The sequence below is a fragment of the Staphylococcus sp. EG-SA-2 genome (genome assembly GCF_017152085.1).
In genome coordinates this window covers 1-1,027 of sequence record NZ_JACYHC010000896.1, presented here as the reverse complement: position 1 = coordinate 1,027, position 1,027 = coordinate 1, and the positions used below count along the sequence as shown (strand labels likewise).

General features: G+C 34.4%; 2 protein-coding genes. Both read left to right on the top strand.

Going from position 1 to position 1,027, the window contains the following annotated elements; translation table 11 throughout:
- Positions 1-458 (top strand): MFS transporter (locus tag IDG60_RS15835; protein ID WP_206160908.1); only part of this gene is annotated, 458 nt, incomplete at its 5' end.
- Positions 459-669: 211 nt separating this feature from the next.
- A partial coding sequence (locus IDG60_RS15830; RefSeq protein WP_046399085.1) for an SDR family NAD(P)-dependent oxidoreductase occupies positions 670-1,027 on the top strand: 358 nt, incomplete at its 3' end.

The window sequence follows — 1,027 nt, the reverse complement described above, 5'->3', positions numbered from 1 at the left end:
TAGTTATATCGGCAATAATTTCTATATTTGTAATTATACTTTCAATCGTACCTGTCATCGTATTGGCATCTGACTTATTTAAAGAAAGGATTTCAAAAGGTGTCATATTAATTGTATTGGCTATTATCGCTTTAGTATTATGCAACTTTGTATCTGCAATACTCTGGTTTGTTTCAGCCATATCTATTTTAGGTAGAAAAAAATTAGTATCTACAGCAGATACTACCACTATTCAAAAAAGTAAAGGGAACGCAAATCAAGCATCACATAAAGACACGTGTAAAAAGGAACTTGATAGTCAAGACATGATGGAACATCCTGAGTTTAAAAATCCCACGACTAAAAACCTAGAAGGATTAAACGAAGAAATACATAAAGATGAAGCTACAACTAAAGTTGACAGTGATAACACGCAACCGCCGATTGAATCAAAAGACCATGTCTCGAAAAAAGATTGATGACAAACTAATCGAGAGACTTAAAAAAATAATATTCAACATAAGAACTTTTAAAACGACATTTAAACACATTGCCAATCACTAATGGTAGTGCGTTTAACTATACCTTAAATATCTGAATATTTTGTTAAATGGAGCTACCTTTGTTGTACTATTCAAATGAAGAGGAGTAAAATGTAATTAAAGGAAAGTAATTTGAGGAGTGATCTTTATGACAAACAACAAAGTAGCGTTAGTAACTGGCGGAGCACAAGGGATTGGTTTTAAAATTGCAGAACGTTTAGTGGAAGATGGTTTCAAAGTAGCAGTTGTTGATTTCAATGAAGAAGGGGCAAAAGCAGCTGCACTTAAGTTATCAAGTGATGGTACAAAAGCTATTGCTATCAAAGCAGATGTATCAAACCGTGATGATGTATTTAATGCAGTAAGACAAACTGCAGCTCAATTTGGCGATTTCCATGTCATGGTTAACAATGCCGGCCTTGGACCAACAACACCAATCGATACAATTACTGAAGAACAGTTTAAAACAGTATATGGCGTGAACGTTGCAGGTGTGCTATGGGGTA